Here is a 17,995-nt window from a genome sequence, read left to right as displayed (position 1 = left end):
CTCAATGCCATGATATTCAAATTGCTTAACCCAGTTCATAATCACACTTTCAGATGTCCCAATCGATCTCCCAATAGAAACAAAACTTTCTACACCCTCCAAATAGCGTGTAACTGCTGAAATTTTTACCTCAAGGGTATATTTAGCCATAGAAAAACTGCACCTCCAATTGTTAGATAGTGTCCAACAATTGGGGTGCAGTTCAAATCCATGCGTTTTTTATCTAAGAATAAGAAAGTAAAAATATCTTATTTAGATTTTACTTTTGGCAAGATTTTTTGCAGAGTAACTTTGCGTTCTTTTTCCCAAGTAGTTTCATCTGTAGGATCATACTTTTCTAAGAAATCAATAACCTCTTTTGTAATAGGAGTTGGTGTCGAAGCACCAGATGTTACACCGACAACGTTCACTCCCGCTAGCCATTCTAGATTTAATTCAGATAGGTCAGAAATTCGATATGCTTTTGTACCCGCAATTTGTTCAGAGACTTGTGCTAAGCGATTAGAGTTATTACTTTTTGGATCGCCGACCACTATAACAAGGTCAGCTTCTTTTGCTTGTTTAGCAACAGCTTCTTGTCGTACTTGCGTAGCTAAACAAATTTCATTATGAATCTCTGCATGGGGATATTTTTTTAGTGCATGATTCATAATATCAGCAACGTCCCATTGGCTCATAGTTGTTTGGTTCGTAATAATAATTTTTTCATTAGCTATTTGAAGTTTTTCCACATCGTCAGTAGATTCAACTAAATGAACGATATCGGGTGCGACACCGAGTGCTCCTTCAGGTTCTGGATGGCCTTTTTTTCCGACGTAAATAACGTGATACCCTTCAGCCTTTTTCTCTAAAATTAAGTCATGAGTCTTTGTTACGTCTGGACATGTTGCATCTACAACTGTCAAACCTTTTTCTTTTGCAAGTTTCCGAACCTCTGGGGAGACTCCGTGAGCTGTAAAGATAACAGTACCTTTCTCAACTTGCTTTATGATCTCTAATCGATTTGGACCGTCTAGGGAAATTATGCCTTCTTCTTCAAAGGCTTCTGTAACATGTTTATTATGAACGATCATACCTAATATATATATAGGGCGAGGTAAATCAAGGTTCTGGGCGGCTTGTCTAGCGAGTACCATCGCATCGACAACACCATAACAATAGCCTCGCGGTGATATTTTTAATACTTTCATGCTTGGCCTCCTATCAATTGTGTACTACATAACATTATAATAGAGGAAGGAAGCATATACAATGAACATCACTTTAACACATTTAGATATACATTTTAGGTGCTGGGATTCCGCCAACGGTTGACTTAGCTTTTGATTGTCCTTTTGCTTTAGATTTTGATCCATTCATAGGTGATGGATTTGTTGTACTTTCTGTATTTGTGGACGGATTGTCCTCACTGTTTGGCATAGTTGTATCTTCTTCACTACCAGAATCACTTTTTAAAATTTGATATATTTGAGGCATGCTTCGTAAGAGTGGACCATACTGTTGGATCATTGGGGTAACTTGTTGCACGACACCCATTACACGCTGAGCGTTTTGAAGAATACCCATTAAGTTCATTCCTCCACCTAACGCTCCAGTGCCGGCCCCCATACCTGTACTCATTCCAGCAGCCCCCATACCACCAAACATATTTCCACCGGTACCAGCTCCAAAACCTGGACCGAATCCAGCCCTACCAAAGCCTGAACTAAATCCGGTTGCTCCTCTTCCGAATAATCTCGCTAAAAAATTACCGCCGCCAGTTGGTGCCATCATATTGGGAGCACCAGATGCCATTCCAAACATCCCGGGATTCGCAGATGGAGAAAAGGAAGGGAAATTGAAGGGGCTTGGTGTTGTTGGTGGCATCATCATTTGTTGTTGGTAAGGAAAAAACATCGTTTTCATCCTTTCGTACAATATTTCACTCTCTATGATTAGGTATATGCATGTTAGACGTTTTGGTGCAACGCGTCCTTGTTAGCTTCAAGATGTATGATATAAATTAGCTTTTACACTTTGTTTTTGGTAGAATAAACAATTGCATAGAAATATAACCTTTACAAGGTAAAAGAGGTAGGAGACAGTCATGACAAATTCAAATTTTGCTCGCTTTGATTTACAAGCATTTTTAATAGACGCAATTACGGCCCAAGGTTTTACATTACCGACGGAAATTCAGGAACGCTTAATTCCGGCTATTCGTAATGGCAAGGATGTCATTGGTCAATCACAAACAGGTTCTGGTAAAACGTTAGCATTTTTATTACCAATTGTCGATGTAATCAATTCAGACAATGAAGAAGTACAAGCAATTATTACTGCACCGACGAGAGAGCTTGCTACTCAAATCTTTAATGAATTAAAAAAATTGTTAGATTACCAAGAAGAACAAACGGTTCAAGCAAAGCTTCTTGTTGGAGGAACCGACCGTTCGCGAATGATTGATAAACTAGAAAAAACACAGCCTCATATCGTGGTTGGTACACCTGGTCGCATTAATGACTTAGTTGCTGAACAAGCATTATTTGTTCAAAATACACCCATACTTGTCGTGGATGAAGCAGATCAAATGCTAGATATGGGATTTATCGAAGATGTTGATAAATTAGCATCAAGGATGGCTGTTGATCTTCAAATGCTCGTTTTTTCAGCAACCATCCCAGAAAAGCTACAACCCTTCTTAAGAAAGTATATGAATAACCCGAGACATGTACATGTGAAACCTGAACATGCTACTGCTCCGACGATTGAACACCGATTAATTTCATTAAGACATCGCAATAAAGTAGAGGTGGTTATTGAAGTCGCAAAAGTTGTAAATCCTTATCTTGCGATTGTTTTTACAAACACGAAAGAACAAGCAGATGAGGTAGCGGACGCGATGTTATCTGCAGGGCTAAATGTGGGCCGTTTACATGGGGGATTACAGCCTCGTGAAAGAAAGCAGATTATGAAGCAAGTGAATGATGTTAAAATTCAATATTTAGTGGCGACAGATTTAGCCGCGAGAGGAATTGATATTAAAGGTATTACTCATATTATTAATTATAATTTACCGAAGGACTTGGATTTCTATATTCACCGTGTTGGTCGAACGGCACGTGGCGGTAATGAAGGACTAGCGGTTACGATATATGAGCCTCATGAACAAGAAGCAATTGAGAAGCTTATGAAAAGAGGTATTACTTTCACTTTTACTGATATTAAAAATGGTGAGTTAATTACGTTAGAAAAACCAAAGTTTGGTGGGACTAAACAGAAAAGTAAAAGCACAGTAAGTAGTGGAAAGGCGATAGCAAGGCCGAAAAAGGTAAAACCCGGTTATAAAAAGAAAGCCAGGTATTTACAAGAAAAGCAAGAGAAGAGAGAACGTAGATTAAATCGTAGAAAGAGTAAATAAATCATTGGTTTAAGAGGAGTGGAGAAGATGATTTTAGGATCACATGTTTCAATGAGTGGAAAGAAAATGTTATTAGCCTCAAGTGAAGAAGCAGTTTCTTACGGTGCAAATACTTTTATGATTTATACGGGTGCACCTCAAAATACAAGACGAAAGCCGATTGAAGAATTAAATATTGAAGCAGGTTTAGCGCATATGAAAGAAAACGGTATAAGTGAAATTATCGTTCATGCACCTTATATTATCAATATTGCCAATACGGAAAAACCGGCTACTTTTCGTTTAGGTGTTGACTTTTTACGAAGTGAAATTGAACGAACCGAGGCGCTAGGAGCTAAACAAATTGTTCTTCATCCAGGTGCTCACGTTGGAGCTGGAGCAGAAGCTGGCATTAAAAAAATTATTGAAGGCTTAAATGAAGTGCTAGATAAAAATCAAAATGTCCAAATTGCCCTTGAAACGATGGCTGGTAAAGGCTCTGAATGTGGACGTTCATTTGAGGAATTAGCGATGATCATCGATGGTGTAACTCATAACGATATGTTATCTGTCTGCTTTGATACATGTCATACACATGATGCTGGGTACGATATTGTTAATGATTTTGATGGTGTTTTAGAGGAATTTGATCAATTAATCGGATTAGATCGACTCAAAGTGCTTCATATTAACGATAGTAAAAATGAACGTGGTGCAAGAAAAGACCGTCATGAAAATATCGGATTTGGTCATATTGGTTACGATGCGCTTCACCATATTGTTTACCATCCACAATTAAAGGATGTTCCGAAAATTTTAGAGACACCTTATATTGGGGAAGATAAAAATAATAAAAAAGCACCATATAAACATGAAATTGATATGTTGAAAAGTTCAAACTTTAATGAGCAATTAAAAGAAGTTATTATGAGTTCATAATTAAATGAATGTAAAGAGAGACTGTTGCTAAGGATCTGAAATCTCCAGCATTAAGGAGAATAGAGAACCTATGGAACAGTCTTTTTTAAAATTTAAAGAAAGGATGTCTAGCTGCAGCGCCCAGCGACTAGCGAGACTTCCCTTACCGCCGTACGATAAATCAACATCGACTCAGCGAATGGCATTTATATTTGATTGAGAAGGTGTCCATATTGATTAAGTAGCTGAGAAATTAACCTGGAAACATATGGATCTACCTCGGTTTGTAATCTGTGGATCATCCGATCGAGTTGTTGGCGATTGGCGATGTCGATTGGTTCAGATTGAATCACTTTAATAACTTTACTAGCTTGTTCATCATTAATAGGCATTTGGTGTTGATGAGCTAAAGCCATTAATTCCTTTTTCGTTAGGGAATTAATTTTAAGGTTAATCATTTGTTGAATAAAAGGATTCACGTTGCCTTCCTCCTCCTATAGCACTAATACATTTAATGTATGATCGATTCATAAATGTGTGAAAATTAGTAAACAAAACCAAAATAATTAATTATTAGGCATGTATAGAAAGAAATTTTAAAAAAAATCATTTACAACGTTTCCCCTTAGCTAATATAATTGGTTATAGTATAAAAAGTTTACCAGAGGAAACTTTTTATCACGAATCCGAATTTTTTTCATAAAATGGTTTAGGTGAATTACGGATATTAGTTATTTGACTTAGCCTTTATTCTTTAAAGGTACGGTAGAAACAAAAGACTAAAAATAGAGAGGGGTTTTTAGATGGAACGAATGTTAGAGGTAAACAATCTCTCCGTTTATTACGATAATCTACAAGCCATTAATAATATAAGCTTTAGTGCTGATTCAGGGAACTTAATTGGAATTGTTGGGCCAAATGGCGCTGGGAAATCATCTTTAATTAAAGCAATATTAGGTTTGGAAAAATCCACAAATAACGGTATTACTGCCTTGCAAAAATCAATTAATAAGGCCAGAAGGTTGATAGCCTATGTACCACAACGAAGTCAAATTGATTGGGACTTTCCTGTGCTCGTTGAAGATGTTGTGATGATGGGACGTTTTATTCACCTTCCTTGGTATAAACGGCCTTCTAAAGAAGATAAAGCGATTGTAACCGAAGCTTTAGAAAAAGTAGGTATGGATTCTTTTCGAAAACGACAAATTGGGGAACTTTCTGGAGGTCAACAGCAACGTGTGTTTATAGCTAGAGCTCTAGCACAGCAAGCTACATTGTTTTTCCTCGATGAACCTTTTGCTGGAATTGATATCACTTCTGAAGAAATTATTATTCGTATTTTAAAATCGTTAAAAGCAGAAGGGAAAACGATACTTGTTGTTCATCATGATTTAAGTAAGGTAGAAGAATATTTTGATCAGATCATGTTAGTTAATAAAGAATTGATTGGTTATGGTAAAGTAAGTGAAACATTTAAACCGGAACTGCTTTCGAAAACGTATCAAGGGAAAATTAAACTTTTTAAAGAGAATGACCAAATGATGGTGGTGTGTAGCTAATGCAAGATATTATTTCATTTATTGACCAAGTGTCTCGTTATAATTACCTTCAGCAAGCTTTAATTGCGGCTATTTTAGTTGGGATTATTTGCGGAGTCATTGGTTGTTTTATTATTTTACGTGGGATGGCTCTTATGGGTGATGCAATTTCACATGCAGTATTACCGGGAGTTGTCATCGCTTATATGGTTGGTAGTAGTTTTTTTATCGGGGCTGTCATTGCAGGCGTGTTAACAGCGCTAGGGATTGGCTATGTTTCGCAAAATAGTCGGATTAAAGACGATTCTGCTATAGGAATATTATTTACTGCAGCATTTGCTCTAGGTGTTGTTTTGTTAACAAACCTAAGAGGTACATCTTTAGATTTATGGCATATTTTATTTGGAAATGTATTGGCAGTTTCAAGGAGCGATCTATGGGTAACATTTGGGATTGGATCTTTTGTATTATTGATGATTTTTCTATGTTACCGTCCATTGTTAATGAGTACTTTTGATCCTACAATGGCGAAAGCAGCCGGTATACCCGTTCAGTTAATTCATTATTTATTAATGCTTCTTCTATCTTTGGTTACAGTTGCTTCTTTAAAAACAGTTGGAATTATCTTGGTTGTAGCGATGTTAATTACTCCAGGAGCAACGGCCTATTTATTAACGGACCGGTTACCAGTGATGTTGTTTTTATCTGCATTCTTTGGTTCCATTTCAGCAGTACTAGGCATTTTCTTTTCTGTCCTATACGATGTTGCATCTGGAGCATCGATCGTTCTTGTAGCTTCCGTCATTTTTGGGCTGGTATTTTTCTTATCACCAAAACAAGGTATCGTTACTCGATATTTTCGTTCAAAGGTTCAACGAACAGCTTAATAAACAAAAGAGGTTACTCACATTGAGTTAACCTCTTTATTTTACAATAAGAAAGCATAACTTTTCAGATCATTCGTACTTTAATCTTCTTCACTAAAACGTGCTGCCATTTCGTAAAATGTAAGCTGGCTTTGAATAAGTTTTTCCCCGTTTTGGCGGGGTACATAATGATAACGACCAGTTTTATCTTGTTCCCTAGCTTTTACATTATCTTTTAACGTAATATCTAGAACTTCAATAATTCTTCTTTTAATACTAGGACTATGAATCGGAAACAATATTTCAATTCGCTTTTCCATGTTTCTTGTCATCCAATCAGCAGATGAAAGGAAAATTTTATCTTCTCCTCCGTGATGAAAATAAAAGATCCTACTATGCTCAAGGAAGCGGTCGACAATACTTCGAACTCGAATATTTTCACTCACACCTTCAATGCCTGGACGTAAACAACAAATTCCTCGAACAATTAAATCTATTTTTACCCCGGCTTGAGATGCCTCATACAGCTTTAGAATGATCGGTTTATCTGTAAGGGAGTTCATTTTTGCAATGATACGACCATTTCCTGATTGGAGATGAGTATCAATTTCTTTGCCGATCGCTTCAATAAACGTATCTCTGATTTGAAAAGGCGCTGTGGATATATGATTCCAAACCGGTTTATCACTGTAACCACTTAAGTAATTAAAAAAGTTTGTTGCATCAATTCCGAACCCTTCATCAGACGTAAGAATTCCCATATCTGTGTATAGCTTAGCAGTTGAATCATTGTAATTACCTGTCCCTAAGTGTACGTAACGCTGAATTTGATTGTTTTCATGGCGAACAACTAGTGTGATTTTGCTATGGGTTTTTAATGCCGTGATCCCATAGATCACATGTACACCGGCTTTTTCTAATTTTTTTGCCCACTGAATATTATTCTCTTCATCAAATCGTGCTTTTAACTCTACTAACACGGTGACTTGCTTTCCTTGTTCTGCAGCTCGTGCAAGTGAATGAATAATTGGTGAGTCACCACTGACACGATAAAGAGTTTGTTTAATGGCAAGAACATTTGGGTCATCTGCAGCCATACTCAAGAAATCAAGAATAGGGTGAAAAGATTCATATGGATGATGAAGAAAAATATCTTTCTTATTAATGGCCTGAAAAATGTTATCTTCATTTACTAAATCTTCCGGAGGTTGTGGAATTAAATTTTCATTGGCTAAATGTTCGAACTCAGTCATGAGCTTACCGTAGAGTTTAAATAAAAAAGATAGATCTAATGGTCCTTTAAAGGAATACACATCGTTACTATGAACTTCTAGTACGTCAAGTAAGAGGTTTAACACTTTAGGCTCCATTAACCCTTCTTGCACTTCAAGACGTACAGTAGCACCCCATTTACGCTTTTTTAGTTCTTTTTCAATTTCTCTTAGTAGATCTCTTGACCCCTCTTCATGGATCGTCAAATCAGCGTTACGTGTAATTCTGAATGGTGATACCGAGCTCACGGTATGTCCTTGGAAGAGTTTACCTATAAAGTGGCTAATTACATCTTCAAGCAGTATAAATTGATGTTTATCTCCACCATTTGGTAATTGAATAAAACGGTTCAACACACTAGGAACCTGAACGATTGCCAAGCGTTCTTTATTTTGTTGCATATTTTCCTCTTTTAATAAGACAGCTAAATTTAAACTTTTGTTTAAGAGCATAGGAAAAGGTCGATAGGCATCAATGGCCATCGGTGTAAGTACAGGGAAAATGTAATGAGTAAAACGGTCTTCTAAAAATTCCATTTGTTCAGAAGTGACTTCATCAATAGATAAAAAGTGAACACCTTCGTGATAAAGCATTGGTAACAACGTCTCGCAAAACATATTATCTTGGAGACGGACGAGCTGCTGAGTTTTTTCCGCTATCTTTTTTAATTGCTGTTTTGGAGTAAGTCCAGCTTTATTTTCAGGGCGATTAAACCCAGCTTTTACTTGATCCTTTAATCCTGCAACACGTACCATATAAAACTCGTCTAAATTGGAGCTGAAAATCGCTAAAAATTTTAATCTTTCTAGTAAAGGATTTCTTTCATCAATTGCTTCTTCTAGTACACGTTCGTTAAATGCTAACCAACTTAATTCACGGTTATTATAAAAGGTTGGGTCATTTAAATCGATAGGAGTTTTTTGTTCGATGTGATTTGTCGACATACTATCAACCTTTCCAAAATCAATATTTCTAATCTAGCTATCATCTTATCAATTGATTGTTAATTTTATGTAAAGCCAATGTAAATTAGTCGTTATTTTGGAAGTGAAGTTCAATGTTAAAGTTCAATACTTTTTCGAGATGTTTTTTATATTTTAAGGCTTGTTCTTCCTCAAAAAAATAATCACTATCACAAAGGAATTGTATGGATAAATCTCGTTTTGATGTTTTGCTAATGGAACATTTTTTGACGATGTTTCTTCGTGTTCGGTTCAGTGCATAGGCAAACTTTAGGATTGCTCCGAGTAGTTCATACCGTTTTAATTGTTGCTTCGTCAACAACTCGTTAAATGGTGCTGCAAATTGAGATAAATATGATTTTGACTTAAATGAAGAAATGAGTGCAATAGCAAGGCGCTGCTCATGTGTAAGTCCATCGATCGTCATGTTGGATAATAAATAAAACGTATGTTGGCTACTTGCCTCACTACTTATATATTCCCCGACATAAAGAACTCTAGCGCTATATCTTAACAAACTCATATTAGCTTCATCATTGTATTTTTCAAGGAGGTATGGAGATAACTCTTTATAAATGGCTGAAGCAAGCTTTGATACTTGTTTAACATGATCAATATTGATTTGATAAGTATTAGATAATTGAAAAAAACTTTCCTCTGCGACGTTTGGAAATTGATCAATACCTATTTGTTGCAAAACCTCTTCATAAAAAATTCCATCTCTTAATCCTTTATTGCTCATAATAAAGCGTGGTGCATTAGTTACTTTAACGAGTGAATAAATGGCTTCGATCGCTGGTATAATGATATCTGCTCGGTCTTTTGATAGCCCATCGACGCTTTGCCTTTCCGGAAAAGATAAGTGTAGTAAGTACTGTTGGATTTCGTCAATATTATTTGGTGCTAATTCGAATTGATGAAGCCCTTGTAATGGATAGTTCATTTTTCGTTGATGAATAAGAGATAAGTTTCTGGCTGTCCCACCTATACCAATAACTGGGAGATTAGAGTTTACAATCCAATTTAAAGAAGAGAATTGTTTAACTAAAAAGGTCTTTAACTTGTCCATTTCATCTAATGTTGGAGGGTCATTTTCAATAAATTTTTTCTTTAAGGTGATTGCGCCAAATGGGAAGCTTACATACTCATATAACTTCCTGTTTTTAAAAAGGGTAACTTCAGTGCTTCCACCACCAATATCAATCGTAATCCCGTTTTCAATATTTGTAGAATTGGTCACAGCTAAATAGCCATAATACGCTTCTTCGTAATCACTTAATATAGAAAAAGACAGGGATGTTTTATCTTTGATTATCTCTAATACTTCTTTCTGATTTGGTGCAAGCCTTATGGCTGCTGTAGCTACTCCTTTAATCTGATCAATTTGATGTGTTCTTATGATCTTATTAAATCGAGTTAAAGTATCTACAATGATCTTAATTCCTTTATTTGTTATGCTACCGTCAATTGAAGTATGGCTACTCAGTCTAGCAACCACTTTAAAATTATGTAATTCATGGTAGCAGCCATTGCTCTGTATAGTGTAGATGACGAGTCGAATGGAGTTGGAGCCCATATCAATAATTGCTAATTTTTTTTGAGCCATGAAAATTCACATCCCTTATAAACCTGTTAGTTATTGATTGGAAATCAGCTTTATTTGTTTTATTATATAATTTTCTAGGTTACTTTGCATATGTGTGACTCGTTTATGTAGTGCTGAATGAAATCAACAATTTACTTTAACAAAGTCTAATTAATAAGAACAATTCTTATTTATGCTATAATAAAAGGACAGTATTAATTTGGAGGAAGATTATGATTGATTATCAGAATAATGCGATTGAAGTCGAAAAAGTTTCTTTTCGTTATCAGAACAAAGATGTATTAGAAAACGTCAATTTAAAGGTAAAAGAAGGTGCTTTTTTAGGTTTAGTTGGACCTAATGGCTCCGGAAAATCGACTTTAATTAAATGTATATTAGGGTTATTAACACCACAGACAGGAGAAGTTCTATTATTTGGTCAGCGTGTGAATAAATTTAAAGCATGGGATAAAATAGGCTTCGTTTCGCAAAAAGCAAATAGCTTTAATTCTGGTTTTCCTGCGACAGTGTATGAAGTGGTCTCAATGGGGTTATATGCAAAAATAGGGCTATTTCGATTTATGACAAAAAAAGATAAGAAAAAGGTTCATGAAGCTATAAAAAACGTTGGAATGACAGAATATACGAACCAAAATATTGGCGAATTATCTGGAGGACAACAACAACGAGTGTTCATTGCAAGAGCATTAGTCAGCAACCCTAAATTGTTAATTTTAGACGAGCCAACTGTTGGTATTGATTCAAGCTCAGTCCGATCTTTTTATCAAATGTTAATGGAGTTAAATCGGAATAAAAATATTACGTTACTATTAGTAACCCATGATATAAGTACAATGGTTGAGCATGTGACAGACATCGCTTGCATTCATACAACATTACACTTTCATGGTGACCGCGAAGAATTTGAAAAAAACCATAACCTTTCCTCCTTTTTTGGCCACAATGTCCAACTCTTAAGCCACAATCATTGTGAAGAGGGCTGCAAACATGATTGATGCTTTTCTGAAATATGAGTTTTTACAAAATGCCTTTTATACAGGGCTATTAATTGGACTTATTGCGCCAATGTTAGGAGTTTTTCTTGTTGTTCGCCGATTATCTTTAATTGCAGATACCCTTTCACATATTACGCTAACAGGCATTGCTGCAAGTTTATTATTAGGGAAACATTTTGTATTATTTCAAGGGATTAATCCTCTGTACATGGGGATGGGAGCAGCCGTAGGTGGCTCATTACTTCTTGAAAAACTAAGAAACCTTTATAAATATTATAAGGAACTGGCCATTCCCATTCTTCTTTCGAGTGGTATAGGAATTGGAGTCGTCCTGATTTCTTTAGCTGATGGCTTTAATAATGACTTGTTTAATTATTTGTTTGGAAGTGTTATTACGGTAACTCGTTCAGATTTATATACTGTCCTAGTTATATCCATCGTTGTAATTATCGTTACAATCTTCTTATTTAAAGAGCTCTTTTATTTAGCCTTTGATGAAGAACAGGCAACAGTTTCTGGATTAAATAAGACTTTTATCCATATTGTGTTCATTATAATAGTTGCGCTTGTTATTGCAGCTTCAATGCGAATCGTTGGAATTCTCCTTGTATCTGCATTAATGACACTTCCTGTAGCGACCAGTATGAGAATTGCAAAAGGGTTTAGACAAATGTTTTTTTATTCGATTATCTTCGGCGAAATAGCAGTGATTGGAGGATTAATTGCTGCCTTTCAATTGGACATAGCTCCTGGAGGAACGATCGTTCTCATTTCTGTACTTATATTAGTGATATGCTTATCCATTAAAAAGTTAAAGGAAAAACTTTTTTTAAAACGAAAGCCCAACATTAGTGCTTGAAAATGAGCGAAGTTACATTGTTGTCTTGAGCCTTGTTCTAAAGTAAAATCAATAAGACAGAATAGAGTAGGAGTGCATGAATGTTAGAAATCTTATCAAATTTAACCTTTATTGAACGAGGGATGGTTGCGGCTCTATTAATTGGTTTGGTATGTCCATTGTTAGGATTATTTTTGCTCGTTCGAAGAATTTCAGTTATTTCGGAGTCATTATCCCATATTACGTTAACAGGAATTGCGGCAGGTATTTTACTAACTCAATCGCTTGCTGTTTTTTCAATGGTAAATCCACTATATTTTGGGTTAGTATTTGCATTTATAGGATCGTTAATAATTGAAAGATTAAGACAGCTCTATAAAGATTTTCAAGAAATAGCCATTCCCATTATTCTTTCAACGGGAGTTGGATTGAGTGCAATTATTATTAGTATATCTAAAACGGGTTATAATCAGTGGTTTACGTATTTATTCGGAAGCATTGTCAGTGTAACGTTACAGGATTTACACTTTATGATCTTTACTTCAATCTTAGTGCTTATTATATTGTCATTGTTTTATAAAGAGTTTGTCTCAATTTCATTTGATCAAGAGTTTGCAAAAGTATCAGGAATATTGGTCAAACGCATCAATTTAATATTTTCTTTTTTAATTGCATTAGTAATCGGAGTCTCGATGAAAGTTGTTGGGATATTACTTGTGGGTGCCATGATTGTTTTACCAGCTGCAGCTGCAATTGTCTTTGCGAAAAGCTTTAAAAGCTTGCTGCTCTTGTCTGTTTTGTTTGGACAGTTGTCAATGGTAACCGGTTCTTACTTTTCATATTATTTAAATATTGCAACTGGTGGAGGAATTGTATTGTTTGGTACGATTTGGCTTATTATAGCTCACCTTCTTCATCATCTACTTAAAGGGAAACGAAAGGAGAAAGTTACTTTATGAATGTGTCGCAAGCCCTGGAACGATTAAAGGAAAAAGGATATAAATATACAAAAAAGCGTGAAGAAATGATTCGATTATTTGCTGATGAAAAAAGATATCTTTCAGCTAAAGATGTACTTGAGAAAATGTGTAACGATTATCCAGGTTTAAGTTTTGATACGATTTATCGAAACTTAGCTGTCTTTGCCGATTTGGATATATTAGAAGTAACCGAATTAGAGGGTGAAAAAAAGTTTCGTTTCTCATGCTCCACTTCCCATCATCATCATCATTTAATTTGTTTAGAATGCGGAAAAACAAAAGCTGTCCACAATTGCCCTATGGAGGATTTAAATATTAAATTCCAGGATTTCGAAGTGACTGGACATAAGTTTGAAATATACGGATATTGTAATAGCTGTACACCCGTTCAGACTGAATTACAATAAAAAGGAAAGAGGATCCAACAAGGAACCTCTTTCCTTTCTTATTACTCTTGCTTTAACCATAGGTCTACCCAATGGGTCGCTTCATTCCAGTTTTGTACTCTAATAACATTGTTTGGAACAGAAAGACGATTGTATGGAGTATCAAATAGTAAAACAGGTATTTTGCACTCTTCAGCAATATCACATGCATTATCATGTTTATCTTCAAAGAAAATATCAAGTCTTTGTTCTTTTATAGAGTTGATTTTATTATGACTGCCAATTAATTTAATTTGGTCATATGGAATTTTCTTTGTTTGAAACCATTTTTCGGTTAATTCATACAAATGATCTCCTCTTGCGCTTATGTAAATCATTTTATGGGTATTTTTCCATGTATTAAGCGCATTTTTGGCATAGCTAGCTAAATCAGCTTTTGAATAAATATGACTTTCATGTTCTTTCATCCATTTCCAAAATTGTTCTGATGTTACACCAAGAACTTGGGTTAAGTCATATTCTGTAATATCATTTAAAGTAATATTTTTGTTAAAGTGTTTATTTAAATACGGGACAAATGTAGCGGGATCTGTAATAGTTCCATCGATATCAAAACCGAATACTTTTGATTTTTTCATAATTCACCTCTTAAAAAATAAATCGTTTCCTATGCATGCAATCATTGTCACCTATATTCAATGGCGCGTGAGTCATACTATTAATGCTCCCCCAAATATAGAAAGCGAGGGATTAGTTTTGGCTGATAATAATGATTATAAAGGCTTCAATGAAGATGATCATACCATTGATGTAAGGCCAGAAGAAAGAGACCGTGAAAGACCAGAGACATTTGAAGAGGAAACGGCTGCTGAAGTTACACCAATGACGGGAGCATTTGGTGGACGTACAGAAGAACGGGAAGAAACAGCAGAAGCAAACGATGACGACGCGATCGCTGGTGGTCGTGGAGTCGGAACATTTGCTATTGTGCTTTCCATTCTGTCATTGTTCTTCTTGCCAATCCTTTTAGGAGCAGCAGGGATCATTGTCGGATTCGTAGCGAGAAGGGCTGGGGCAAATGCACTTGGTAACTGGGCTATTGGTATTGGTGCATTGTCGATAATCTTGACCGTCTTTTTCTCGCCATTCTTTTAGTAAGTCAAAGCAGGAATCCATATCACCATCACCTACAATTTTGAAGGGGAGTTATTAAATAAGCACACGCGTCTAGCGTGTGCTTATTACTCCATAATTATCAGGTGATTAAAAAGTTAACTATTCTTGTTTAGCTAGTTTTTCTAAAGCAATTTTATCAATTTCTTTTTTCAATTCCTCGACCATTATTTCCTCGGGAACTTTTCTAACGATTTCACCATGTCTGAACAATAAGCCTTCACCACGCGCACCTGCTATTCCAATATCGGCTTCTCTCGCTTCTCCTGGACCATTTACAGCACATCCAAGAACTGCAACTTTGATCGGTGCTTTAATGGTTGAAATATAATCTTCAATTTCATTTGCGATTTTTATCAAGTCAATTTCAATTCGGCCACAAGTAGGACATGAAATAAGAGTAGCTGCATTTGCAGCTAATCCAAATGACTTCAGCAATTCACGTGCTACTTTTACTTCTTCAACAGGATCAGCGCTTAATGAGATACGAACTGTATTTCCAATGCCCATATTTAGAATTGCACCTAATCCAGCTGCACTCTTAATTGTACCAGCAAATAAAGTGCCTGATTCGGTGATACCTAAGTGAAGTGGATAACTAAACGCTTTTGCGGCTTTTTCATAAGCCTCTATTGCTAAGTTCACATCAGATGCTTTCATTGATACGATAATATCATGGAAATCAAGTTCTTCAAGAATACTTATGTGATGCAATGCACTTTCAACCATGCCATCTGCAGTAGGATAACCGTATTTATCTAAAATTTTCTTCTCAAGGGATCCTGCATTAACTCCAATACGAATTGGAATACCTTTTTCTTTTGCGGCTTTCACAACAGCCTCTACTTTTTCCCGCTTTCCAATATTGCCTGGATTAATTCGGATTTTGTCAGCTCCACCTTCAATCGCCTTTAATGCAAGTTTATAATCAAAATGTATATCTACAACAAGAGGAATATTAATTCTTGCTTTTATTGCAGAAATTGCTTCTGCTGCACGCATATCAGGACAAGCTACCCTAACAATTTGACAACCTGCTTCTTCTAGCCGCTTGATTTCTGCAACAGTTGCTTCAACATCATGTGTTTTAGTGGTTGTCATACTTTGGATAACAACTTCATTATTGCCACCTATTGTAATTCCGCCAACTTGCACTGGCCGAGTTTGTGTTCGGTGAGTGATTTGGGTCATGAATCGTTCGCCCCTTTTATTTTCAACTAATGTGTATAAATGGCACACGTATATATTCTATCAGTCACCTATTTTGTTTGGCAAGGTATTGTTATTCAGAATTTGTGTAAAGGGGAAACAAATATGTTTTTCCAACTTGTATTTTATCTGCAGTGACACCGGGATTTAACTCTTGAAAATCATAAATAATTTGTTGAATGGAGGCGGGTACAGGTCCTTCGTGCAGATGTTCTACAATCGAAAGAACGGTATAGCCATTTTCAACAACAACTTCTTGTGCAGGTAAGGCTTCTTCTTCGATAGCGATATTTACTTGATTTTCTTGTGGAGCTTTGGTTGTTGAACTATCGTTAACTTTGGGTAAAGTACCAGTCGTAAGATCATAATAAAGGCTATAACATGCAATAATAACAATTAAAATTAAAGCAAGACTATGTTTAAAGCTCAATTTGGTGCTCAATAGCTTGTCCTCCTTATTAAAGTAAATATCTTAACAATATATATTCATGTCTTTTAGTAAATATGACTAAAAAATGATTTGTCTTTTGAGGAAGGGGAATTCCATTGAAAAAGTCGTCTTCCACAACAATGATTATCTTAATAATCGGCTTACTTCCATTTGTTATGGTCGTTGGAAATTCAATGTTTATTCCGATTATTCCAAATATCCAGCATGAATTACAATTAACGGCTATAGAGGGGGGACTTATTCTAACGGTATTTTCTATTCCAGCTGCATTGATGATCCCGATCATCGGGGGAATATCGGATAGAGTAGGGAGAAAAAAGGTAGTCATGCTTTCTCTCCTCTTTATCATGATAGGGAGTATCATGTCGGGTCTAGCTCCTGTTTTATTAAAGGGACAAGCTGCTTTCTCATTATTATTATTTGGTCGCTTTTTCCAAGGTGTTGGAGCAGGTGGTACTTCTCCGATGGCCATGGCTTTAGCGGGTGATTTATTTGAAGGAACTGAAAGAAGTAAAGCATTGGGAGCTGTTGAGGTATTTAATAGCCTCGGAAAAGTGATAAGTCCAATTGTTGGTGCATTTATTGCGGTATTTATATGGTTTGGGACTTTTTGGGTTTACTTCTTCTTCGCTTTTTTTGCTTATTGGGGGATAAAAGTTTGGGTGAATGAGCGAACTAGAGATGTAAAGCCAATGCGTATTTCGGAATACCGTCGATCTGTATTTACGATTATTGTAAGAGAGTTTAAATGGTTAATCCCTATCTTTTTGGCAAGTGGTGTTGGTTTATTGCTTTTGTTCGGACTTATGTTCTTTATGTCTTATTATTTTGAAGAGAGCTATGGAATTTATGGGGTTCAAAAAGGGATATATCTAGCGCTTCCGCTTATTGCTTTAACAGTATTTTCATATTGGACGGGTAGAAATATGGGGGACGACCGAGATAAAGTTAAGCGTTATTTATTACTGGGATTAAGTATCTTGTTGATCAGTTTTGCTTTTCTAATCTTTTTCCATGGATTAATCAGTCTGTTGTTGTTAATTTCATTAGCTTCGATTGGCTTAGGTTTTTTTCTTCCTGCTGCAAATACAGCAGTGACTTCATCTGTAGGAGTACATGAAAGAGGATTAGTTGTATCTTTATATTCAATGATCCGCTTTTTAGGGGTCGCTTTCGGTCCAATTACATTTAGTTTACTAATGTATGATGAAACGGAATTGTTTTTCTCGTCATTTTTTTTAGTTGGCATTTCGTTTGTAATTCTAATTTCATCATGGACTTGCATACCTATTTTAAAGGAATGTCATTCCATAATATGAAAAAAGATGGGTATTTTTTATAGTTTTACACAAATAAATAGGTCAAAAGTCACTTTAAATTTTCTTTGAAAAATTGTTTTCTTAAGTTTAGTACGTTAACTTT

Annotated in this window: 19 protein-coding genes; 10 read left to right on the top strand and 9 right to left on the bottom strand. The window is 35.7% G+C overall.

Annotated elements, in window-relative coordinates; translation table 11 throughout:
- From J0N78_RS26585 to vrrA, 3 genes are all read right to left on the bottom strand, one after another.
- A partial coding sequence (locus J0N78_RS26585; protein WP_209125410.1) for a transposase occupies positions 1-150 on the bottom strand: 150 nt, incomplete at its 3' end.
- Between the two features lie 98 nt (positions 151-248).
- Positions 249-1,190 carry a 4-hydroxy-3-methylbut-2-enyl diphosphate reductase gene (locus J0N78_RS22885; RefSeq protein ID WP_209125403.1) on the bottom strand — a complete coding sequence of 314 codons (942 nt, stop codon included), beginning with the start codon at positions 1,188-1,190 and terminating at the stop codon, positions 249-251.
- An 82-nt stretch (positions 1,191-1,272) separates the two neighbouring features.
- A complete protein-coding gene (gene vrrA, locus J0N78_RS22880) occupies positions 1,273-1,896 on the bottom strand; it encodes a VrrA/YqfQ family protein (protein ID WP_209125402.1) in 624 nt (207 codons plus the stop codon).
- A 190-nt stretch (positions 1,897-2,086) separates the two neighbouring features.
- Between vrrA and J0N78_RS22875 the strand changes: the two genes are divergently transcribed.
- Positions 2,087-3,400 carry a DEAD/DEAH box helicase gene (locus tag J0N78_RS22875; RefSeq protein ID WP_209125401.1) on the top strand — a complete coding sequence of 438 codons (1,314 nt, stop codon included), beginning with the start codon at positions 2,087-2,089 and terminating at the stop codon, positions 3,398-3,400.
- 27 nt (positions 3,401-3,427) lie between these two features.
- On the top strand, positions 3,428-4,318 hold the full coding sequence (locus tag J0N78_RS22870; RefSeq protein ID WP_209125400.1) for a deoxyribonuclease IV: 891 nt from the start codon (positions 3,428-3,430) through the stop codon (positions 4,316-4,318).
- A gap of 185 nt (positions 4,319-4,503) precedes the next feature.
- Here J0N78_RS22870 and J0N78_RS22865 read toward each other — a convergent pair whose 3' ends face one another.
- Positions 4,504-4,776, bottom strand: coding sequence for a DUF2624 family protein (locus J0N78_RS22865; protein ID WP_209125399.1), 273 nt, complete (start codon positions 4,774-4,776; stop codon positions 4,504-4,506).
- 324 nt (positions 4,777-5,100) lie between these two features.
- Here J0N78_RS22865 and J0N78_RS22860 point away from each other — a divergent pair, with 324 nt between their 5' ends.
- Together J0N78_RS22860 and J0N78_RS22855 are read left to right on the top strand one after the other, a co-directional pair.
- On the top strand, positions 5,101-5,856 hold the full coding sequence (locus J0N78_RS22860; RefSeq protein ID WP_209125398.1) for a metal ABC transporter ATP-binding protein: 756 nt from the start codon (positions 5,101-5,103) through the stop codon (positions 5,854-5,856).
- Positions 5,856-6,722: a metal ABC transporter permease gene (locus tag J0N78_RS22855; protein WP_209125397.1), complete on the top strand. Its 867-nt coding sequence runs from the start codon at positions 5,856-5,858 to the stop codon at positions 6,720-6,722. The genes J0N78_RS22860 and J0N78_RS22855 overlap by 1 nt, the downstream gene beginning before the upstream one ends.
- Positions 6,723-6,802: 80 nt before the next feature.
- Here J0N78_RS22855 and J0N78_RS22850 read toward each other — a convergent pair whose 3' ends face one another.
- Together J0N78_RS22850 and J0N78_RS22845 are read right to left on the bottom strand one after the other, a co-directional pair.
- Positions 6,803-8,917 (bottom strand): RNA degradosome polyphosphate kinase, encoded by a 2,115-nt coding sequence (locus J0N78_RS22850; RefSeq protein WP_209125396.1) that lies wholly within the window; start codon positions 8,915-8,917, stop codon positions 6,803-6,805.
- A gap of 85 nt (positions 8,918-9,002) precedes the next feature.
- On the bottom strand, positions 9,003-10,541 hold the full coding sequence (locus J0N78_RS22845; RefSeq protein WP_209125395.1) for a Ppx/GppA phosphatase family protein: 1,539 nt from the start codon (positions 10,539-10,541) through the stop codon (positions 9,003-9,005).
- 212 nt (positions 10,542-10,753) lie between these two features.
- On the opposite strand from J0N78_RS22845, the gene J0N78_RS22840 reads away from it, so the two are divergent.
- From J0N78_RS22840 to J0N78_RS22825, 4 genes are all read left to right on the top strand, one after another.
- Complete coding sequence (locus J0N78_RS22840; RefSeq protein WP_209125394.1) at positions 10,754-11,536, top strand: metal ABC transporter ATP-binding protein; 783 nt, start codon at positions 10,754-10,756, stop codon at positions 11,534-11,536.
- On the top strand, positions 11,529-12,395 hold the full coding sequence (locus tag J0N78_RS22835) for a metal ABC transporter permease (protein WP_209125393.1): 867 nt from the start codon (positions 11,529-11,531) through the stop codon (positions 12,393-12,395). Before J0N78_RS22840 ends, J0N78_RS22835 begins: the two co-directional genes overlap by 8 nt.
- A gap of 80 nt (positions 12,396-12,475) precedes the next feature.
- Positions 12,476-13,333, top strand: coding sequence for a metal ABC transporter permease (locus J0N78_RS22830; RefSeq protein WP_209125392.1), 858 nt, complete (start codon positions 12,476-12,478; stop codon positions 13,331-13,333).
- Positions 13,330-13,761 (top strand): Fur family transcriptional regulator, encoded by a 432-nt coding sequence (locus J0N78_RS22825; RefSeq protein ID WP_209125391.1) that lies wholly within the window; start codon positions 13,330-13,332, stop codon positions 13,759-13,761. Before J0N78_RS22830 ends, J0N78_RS22825 begins: the two co-directional genes overlap by 4 nt.
- Before the next feature lie 41 nt (positions 13,762-13,802).
- Here the strand turns inward: J0N78_RS22825 and J0N78_RS22820 are convergent, their stop codons facing one another.
- A complete protein-coding gene (locus J0N78_RS22820) occupies positions 13,803-14,378 on the bottom strand; it encodes a hypothetical protein (RefSeq protein ID WP_209125390.1) in 576 nt (191 codons plus the stop codon).
- A gap of 118 nt (positions 14,379-14,496) precedes the next feature.
- Between J0N78_RS22820 and J0N78_RS22815 the strand changes: the two genes are divergently transcribed.
- The gene (locus tag J0N78_RS22815; RefSeq protein WP_247747498.1) at positions 14,497-14,895 is read left to right on the top strand and encodes a DUF4190 domain-containing protein; all 399 of its coding nucleotides are present in this window, start codon (positions 14,497-14,499) and stop codon (positions 14,893-14,895) included.
- 120 nt (positions 14,896-15,015) lie between these two features.
- Here J0N78_RS22815 and ispG read toward each other — a convergent pair whose 3' ends face one another.
- The gene (ispG, locus tag J0N78_RS22810) at positions 15,016-16,095 is read right to left on the bottom strand and encodes a flavodoxin-dependent (E)-4-hydroxy-3-methylbut-2-enyl-diphosphate synthase (RefSeq protein ID WP_209125408.1); all 1,080 of its coding nucleotides are present in this window, start codon (positions 16,093-16,095) and stop codon (positions 15,016-15,018) included.
- 100 nt (positions 16,096-16,195) lie between these two features.
- A complete protein-coding gene (locus tag J0N78_RS22805; RefSeq protein WP_247747496.1) occupies positions 16,196-16,564 on the bottom strand; it encodes a hypothetical protein in 369 nt (122 codons plus the stop codon).
- Between the two features lie 104 nt (positions 16,565-16,668).
- Between J0N78_RS22805 and J0N78_RS22800 the strand changes: the two genes are divergently transcribed.
- Positions 16,669-17,892 carry an MFS transporter gene (locus J0N78_RS22800; protein WP_209125389.1) on the top strand — a complete coding sequence of 408 codons (1,224 nt, stop codon included), beginning with the start codon at positions 16,669-16,671 and terminating at the stop codon, positions 17,890-17,892.
- Positions 17,893-17,995: the final 103 nt, after the last annotated feature.

This window comes from Alkalihalobacillus sp. BA299 (genome assembly GCF_017745675.1).
GTDB lineage: Bacteria > Bacillota > Bacilli > Bacillales > Bacillaceae_F > Alkalihalobacterium.
Note: the sequence above shows the minus strand (reverse complement) of the source record. Positions and strands in the feature narration are given on the sequence as shown.

What these genes read in the sequence shown, in the direction of transcription:
- J0N78_RS22885 (WP_209125403.1), bottom strand. Translation starts at nt 1,190, where the DNA reads ATGAAAGTATTAAAAATATCACCGCGAGGCTATTGTTATGGTGTTGTC.
- vrrA (WP_209125402.1), bottom strand. Translation starts at nt 1,896, where the DNA reads ATGTTTTTTCCTTACCAACAACAAATGATGATGCCACCAACAACACCA.
- J0N78_RS22875 (WP_209125401.1), top strand. Translation starts at nt 2,087, where the DNA reads ATGACAAATTCAAATTTTGCTCGCTTTGATTTACAAGCATTTTTAATA.
- J0N78_RS22870 (WP_209125400.1), top strand. Translation starts at nt 3,428, where the DNA reads ATGATTTTAGGATCACATGTTTCAATGAGTGGAAAGAAAATGTTATTA.
- J0N78_RS22860 (WP_209125398.1), top strand. Translation starts at nt 5,101, where the DNA reads ATGGAACGAATGTTAGAGGTAAACAATCTCTCCGTTTATTACGATAAT.
- J0N78_RS22855 (WP_209125397.1), top strand. Translation starts at nt 5,856, where the DNA reads ATGCAAGATATTATTTCATTTATTGACCAAGTGTCTCGTTATAATTAC.
- J0N78_RS22850 (WP_209125396.1), bottom strand. Translation starts at nt 8,917, where the DNA reads ATGTCGACAAATCACATCGAACAAAAAACTCCTATCGATTTAAATGAC.
- J0N78_RS22845 (WP_209125395.1), bottom strand. Translation starts at nt 10,541, where the DNA reads ATGGCTCAAAAAAAATTAGCAATTATTGATATGGGCTCCAACTCCATT.
- J0N78_RS22840 (WP_209125394.1), top strand. Translation starts at nt 10,754, where the DNA reads ATGATTGATTATCAGAATAATGCGATTGAAGTCGAAAAAGTTTCTTTT.
- J0N78_RS22835 (WP_209125393.1), top strand. Translation starts at nt 11,529, where the DNA reads ATGATTGATGCTTTTCTGAAATATGAGTTTTTACAAAATGCCTTTTAT.
- J0N78_RS22830 (WP_209125392.1), top strand. Translation starts at nt 12,476, where the DNA reads ATGTTAGAAATCTTATCAAATTTAACCTTTATTGAACGAGGGATGGTT.
- J0N78_RS22825 (WP_209125391.1), top strand. Translation starts at nt 13,330, where the DNA reads ATGAATGTGTCGCAAGCCCTGGAACGATTAAAGGAAAAAGGATATAAA.
- J0N78_RS22820 (WP_209125390.1), bottom strand. Translation starts at nt 14,378, where the DNA reads ATGAAAAAATCAAAAGTATTCGGTTTTGATATCGATGGAACTATTACA.